Here is a 5,170-nt window from a genome sequence, read left to right as displayed (position 1 = left end):
GGTTTTTTGTTAGTTTTGGAGTGGCGGTGGGTTGGGGCCAACGCACCAAATTATCGAAACAACGGCGGGGTGGGATGGTTGGACCCCCCCGGACCGGGCGGAGCGGCCGGGGCGGTTCTTACCACGCGCGGGCCCGCGCCGGGCCCCCCCGCCCCGCTACCGGGACAGCATTCACCGCTACAATTGCCGCCGCACTCCGGCATGAAGACCCCTGCCCCTTGAACACCCCTGCATTGCTGGCCGCCAGCGGCCTGAGCTTCTCCCGCAATGACGAGCCGGTGTTCGGCCCGCTGGACTTCCATGTGGACGCCGGCGAAGCCCTGCTGGTGCAGGGCGGCAATGGTGCCGGCAAGACCACCCTGCTGCGCGTGCTGGCCGGCCTGGCCCGGCCCGGCGCTGGTCAGGTGCGGATCGACGGCAAGCCGGCCAGCAATGCCGAGCGTGCACGCTACGTGGCCTACCTCAGCCACCTGCCGGCCTTGAAGCCGGACCTGGATACGCTGGAGAACCTGCATTTCCTGTGTGGCCTGCACGGCCGTCGTGCGCGGCAGATGCCGGGCAACGCGCTGGCCATCGTCGGCCTTGCCGGCTACGAAGACACCCTCGTGCGTCACCTGTCCGCCGGGCAGAAGCGGCGCCTGGCGCTGGCGCGCATCTGGCTGTCGCCGGCGCCGCTGTGGCTGCTCGACGAACCCTATGCCAACCTCGACCTGGAGGGCATCACCCTGGTCAACCGGATGATCTCGGCGCACCTGCGCGCCGGTGGCGCGGCACTGGTCACCACCCACGGCGCCTATGCCGCACCGCCGGTGCGTACCCGCCAGCTCGACCTCGGCGGTGCCGCATGATCGCGCCGGGCACCGAACCGGGCCTGTGGCAGACTGCGGGTGCGCTGCTCAAGCGCGACCTGCGCCTGCTCTGGCGCCGTCGCGGCGATGCGCTGCAGCCGCTGCTGTTCGCGGTGCTGGTGGTGGTGCTGTTCGCGCTGGCCCAGGGCCGCGAACCGAAACTGCTGAGCGCCACCGCTGGCGCGGTGCTGTGGCTGGCGGTGCTGCTGGCCGGGCAGCTGTCGCTGGATTCGCTGTTCCGTTCCGATGCCGAGGATGGTTCGCTGGAGCAATGGCTGCTGGCGCCGGTGCCGCTGGCCTGGCTGGTGCTGGTGCGCGTGCTGCTGCACTGGGCGACCACCGCCCTGCCGCTGATCATCGTCAGCCCGTTGCTGGCGGAAATGCTGCATCTGCCGCATGACCAGCTGCCGATGTTGCTGGCATCGTTGCTGCTGGGAACACCGTTGCTGAGCCTGATCGGTGGCGTGGTCGCAGCACTGACCGTAGGCATCCGGCGCTCTGGTATTCTCGTGGCGTTGCTGTCGTTGCCGCTGTACGTGCCGGTGCTGGTGTTCGGCGCAGGCAGCCTGGCGGCAGCCGGACGCGGACAGGATCCGGTCGGTGCGCTGCTGATGCTGGGCGCCGGCCTGCTGGTCGCACTGGTGCTGGCACCATTGGCCACTGCTGCTGCAATACGCATTTCTCTGAGTTGACCGAGCTGAGAGCCAATCCACCCCTGCTGGATAGCCGCCACGCATGAATCCGATTGTCCGCTGGTTCCACCAACTCGGTTCACCGCCCACGTTCGACCGTTTCGCTGCCCGCTGGTCGCGGGTGTTCTACCTCGCCGCGGTGCCGGTGCTGCTGGCCGGCATGTGGCAGGCGCTGCTGGTGGTGCCGCCGGAAGCCAAGCAGCTGGACAGCTTCCGCATCCTCTACATCCACGTGCCCAGTGCCTGGATGAGCCTGTTCGTGTTCGCGCTGATGGCGCTGTATGCGGCCATCGCGCTGATCTGGCGGATCAAGGTCTGCGAGATCCTGGCCATGGCCTGTGCGCCGATGGGCGCCGGCTTCACCCTGATCACCCTGCTGACCGGCAGCATCTGGGGCAAGGGTACCTGGGGCACCTGGTGGGACTGGGACCCGCGCATGACCAGTGAACTGGTGCTGCTGTTCCTGTACCTGGGCGTGATCGGCCTGTACCACGCCATCGAGGACCGCCGCAGCGCCGCGCGTGCAGCCGGCCTGCTGGCCATCGTCGGCGTCAGCCTGCTGCCGGTGATCCGCTATTCGGTGGACTGGTGGGGTGGCCTGCATCAGCGCCAGTCGATCAACGTATTCGGTGAATCGGCGATCAGCAGCGCGATGATCGCGCCGCTGTGGTGGATGGTGATCGGCACCAAGTTCTGGTTCGCCGGTTCGGTGCTGGCCAAGGCACGCGCCGACAACCTCGACCGCGAGGCCGGCAAGGCCTGGGTCGGTAGCCGCGTCGATGCAGAGCGCCCGGCGCGGGAGGCCCAGCCATGACCCACCTGCCCTATTTGATCGGTGCCTACGCCGTGTTCGTGCTGGTGCTCGGCGCCGATGCCCTCGGTTCGTGGCTGCGCCTGCGCGTGGCGCGCCGCCTGGCACTGGCCCGGCAGCAACGGCAGCAGACCCGCGCCGGCAAGCAGGACGCAGCGGCCTCGCTGCCGACGGAGCTGGAACGATGACGCCGGTGCAGCGTCGCCGCCTGGCCTGGGTGCTGCTGGCCCTGCTCGCCTCCGGCCTGGCCACCGCACTGGTGGCGATGGCGCTGGAGCGCAACATCGCCTACCTGTACACGCCCGCCGAAGTACTGCGTGGCGATGTCGATGCGCAGTCGCGCTTCCGCTTGGGCGGCATGGTGGTGAAGGGTTCCTTCAATCGGCCGGTCGGCTCGTTGGAGGCACGCTTTGAAGTGACCGACGGCGATGCACAGCTGGCGGTGACCACCTCGCGGATCCTGCCGGACATGTTTGCCGAAGGCACCGCCGTGGTCGCCAGTGGCCGCCTGCAGGACGGTGTCTTCGTCGCCGACGAAGTGCTGGCCAAGCACGATGAAAAGTACGTGCCGAAGGAAGTGGCGGACAAGATGGGCGATGCCCATCGCAAGCACGACGTGCCGGTGACGGCACCCGAGGTGCGCTGAGTGCTGCCCGAACTGGGTCAGATCCTGCTGTTGTGTGCGTTGCTGGCCTCGCTGCTGCAGGCTGGCCTGCCGCTGGTGGGCGCGCATCGCAACAACACGGCGTGGATGGCGGTGGCACGACCGGCCGCCTTCGCGCAGCTGCTGCTGCTCGCCGGTGCGTTCGCGGCGCTCACCGCCGCGTTCGTGCAGCAGGACTTCTCGGTGCGCTACGTGGCCGAGAATTCCAATTCGCTGCTGCCGATGATCTACCGCTATTCGGCGGTATGGGGCGCGCATGAGGGCTCGCTGCTGATGTGGGCGCTGGTGCTGGCATTGTGGACCGGCGCGGTGGCGCTGTTCTCCCGGCACCTGCCGGGACCGGTGCAGGCGCGCGTACTGGCGGTGATGGGCATCGTCAGCGTCGGATTCCTCGCCTTCCTGATCTTCACCTCCAACCCGTTCCTGCGCCTGAACCCGGCGCCGCTGGAAGGCCGCGACCTCAACCCGCTGCTGCAGGACCCGGGCCTGATCATCCATCCGCCGATGCTGTACATCGGTTACGTGGGCTTTGCGGTGCCGTTCGCGTTCGCGGTGGCCGCGCTGCTGGAAGGCCGCGTCGACGCGCGCTGGCTGCGCTGGACGCGGCCGTGGACCAACGTTGCCTGGGGCTTCCTGACCCTCGGTATTGCGTTGGGCAGCTGGTGGGCCTACTACGAGCTGGGCTGGGGTGGCTGGTGGTTCTGGGACCCGGTGGAGAACGCCAGCTTCATGCCATGGCTGGTCGGTGCGGCGCTGATCCATTCGCAGGCCGTCACCGAAAAGCGCGGCACCTTCGGCAGCTGGACGTTGTTGCTGGCGATCGCCGCCTTCGCGCTGTCGCTGCTGGGCACCTTCCTGGTGCGCTCCGGCGTGCTGACCAGCGTGCATTCGTTCGCCGCCGATCCGTCGCGCGGCCTGTTCATCCTGGTGTTCCTGTCGGTGCTGGTCGGCGGCAGCCTGCTGCTGTACGCGCTGCGCGCCAGCCAGCTGAGCGTGGACGCCGATGACCCACGCCGTGGCTTCACCGCCACCTCGCGCGAGACCCTGCTGCTGGCCAACAACCTGCTGCTGGCCACGGCCTGCGCGATGGTGCTGCTCGGCACGCTGTACCCGCTGCTGGCCGACGCGCTGTCTCTGGGCAAGATCTCGGTCGGCCCGCCCTACTTCGGCAGCCTGTTCCTGCTGCTGATGGCACCGATGATCCTGCTGCTGCCGTTCGGCCCGCTGGTGAAGTGGCAGCGCGACCAACCTTCGCGTACATTCGCGCTGCTGGCGCCATGGCTGGGGCTGGCCGTGCTGCTGGGCGCTCTGGCTTGGTGGCAGGCACCGCAGAACGGCTGGAAGGCCGGTATCGGCGTGGCCGCTGCGGCCTGGGTCGCGCTCGGCACCGCACGCTTCGTCTGGCAGCGCCTGCGCGGCAATGGCCGCTTCACCGCCGAGATGCTCGGCATGATCGTCGCCCACGCCGGCATCGCCGTGTTCCTGGCCGGCGCACTGCTGGTGGAAGCCTTGAACGTGCAGCGCGAAGTGGCGCTGGCGCCGGGCCAGCAGCTGGTGGTCGGTCGCTACGAAGTCCGCTTCGAAGGCGTGGACCATCGCGAAGGCCCTAATTTCATCGCTGATCGCGGCCATCTGCGGGTGTTCCGCAACGGCCGCGAGCAGGCCCTGCTGCATCCGGAGAAGCGCCAGTACGCCAGTGGCGGCCAGGTGATGACCGAGGCTGGCATCGATGCACGCTTCGATGGCGATGTCTACGTGGCATTGGGCGAGCCGCTGGGCAACAATGCATGGGCGGTTCGGGTGCACATCAAGCCGTTCGTGCGCTGGATCTGGCTGGGCGCGCTGCTGATGGCCCTGGGCGGATTCATCACCGCCGCCGACCGCCGTTTCCGTCGTCCGTAGGAGTTTCCATGTCCGAGTCCCCCGCCCCGCGCCCCTCCCGCCCGCTGCCGCCGGTAGCCATCGTGATCGGCGTGCTGTTCTTCTTCGGCCTGCTTGGGCTGATGATCTACGGGGTGATGAAATCGGGCGATCCGCAGCGCGACGTGCTGCCCTCGGCGCTGATCGACAAGCCGGCGCCGGCGTTCGCGCTGCCGGTGCTGCACGACCCGGAAATGATCGTGCACAGCGACGACCTGCGCGGTGCGCCCTACCT

Annotated in this window: 6 protein-coding genes and 1 pseudogene; all 7 read left to right on the top strand. The window is 68.5% G+C overall.

The features are described 5' to 3' along the window. The first annotated feature begins 218 nt into the window (after positions 1–218). Positions 219–848 carry a heme ABC exporter ATP-binding protein CcmA gene (gene ccmA / locus QRO91_RS13380; protein ID WP_005413987.1) on the top strand — a complete coding sequence of 210 codons (630 nt, stop codon included), beginning with the start codon at positions 219–221 and terminating at the stop codon, positions 846–848. Next, positions 845–1,540, top strand: coding sequence for a heme exporter protein CcmB (gene ccmB, locus QRO91_RS13375; RefSeq protein ID WP_049430573.1), 696 nt, complete (start codon positions 845–847; stop codon positions 1,538–1,540). Before ccmA ends, ccmB begins: the two co-directional genes overlap by 4 nt. A gap of 43 nt (positions 1,541–1,583) precedes the next feature. After that, positions 1,584–2,354 carry a heme ABC transporter permease CcmC gene (ccmC, locus tag QRO91_RS13370; protein WP_049430571.1) on the top strand — a complete coding sequence of 257 codons (771 nt, stop codon included), beginning with the start codon at positions 1,584–1,586 and terminating at the stop codon, positions 2,352–2,354. Next, positions 2,351–2,539 carry a heme exporter protein CcmD gene (locus tag QRO91_RS13365; protein WP_049430569.1) on the top strand — a complete coding sequence of 63 codons (189 nt, stop codon included), beginning with the start codon at positions 2,351–2,353 and terminating at the stop codon, positions 2,537–2,539. The genes ccmC and QRO91_RS13365 overlap by 4 nt, the downstream gene beginning before the upstream one ends. Next, the gene (ccmE, locus tag QRO91_RS13360) at positions 2,536–2,997 is read left to right on the top strand and encodes a cytochrome c maturation protein CcmE (RefSeq protein WP_049430568.1); all 462 of its coding nucleotides are present in this window, start codon (positions 2,536–2,538) and stop codon (positions 2,995–2,997) included. Before QRO91_RS13365 ends, ccmE begins: the two co-directional genes overlap by 4 nt. Next, positions 2,998–4,917 carry a heme lyase CcmF/NrfE family subunit gene (locus tag QRO91_RS13355; protein ID WP_285310426.1) on the top strand — a complete coding sequence of 640 codons (1,920 nt, stop codon included), beginning with the start codon at positions 2,998–3,000 and terminating at the stop codon, positions 4,915–4,917. 8 nt (positions 4,918–4,925) lie between these two features. Continuing rightward, positions 4,926–5,170: pseudogene (locus tag QRO91_RS13350) on the top strand (DsbE family thiol:disulfide interchange protein); the annotation flags it as partial.

It is taken from the genome of Stenotrophomonas maltophilia group sp. Smal32, from assembly GCF_030237085.1.
GTDB lineage: Bacteria > Pseudomonadota > Gammaproteobacteria > Xanthomonadales > Xanthomonadaceae > Stenotrophomonas > Stenotrophomonas maltophilia_Q.
This window is presented reverse-complemented; position numbering and strand designations above follow the sequence as displayed.

Bases quoted from the DNA above. Each gene is read 5' to 3' on its own strand.
- ccmB (WP_049430573.1), top strand. From the start codon at position 845: ATGATCGCGCCGGGCACCGAACCGGGCCTGTGGCAGACTGCGGGTGCG.
- ccmC (WP_049430571.1), top strand. From the start codon at position 1,584: ATGAATCCGATTGTCCGCTGGTTCCACCAACTCGGTTCACCGCCCACG.
- QRO91_RS13365 (WP_049430569.1), top strand. From the start codon at position 2,351: ATGACCCACCTGCCCTATTTGATCGGTGCCTACGCCGTGTTCGTGCTG.
- ccmE (WP_049430568.1), top strand. From the start codon at position 2,536: ATGACGCCGGTGCAGCGTCGCCGCCTGGCCTGGGTGCTGCTGGCCCTG.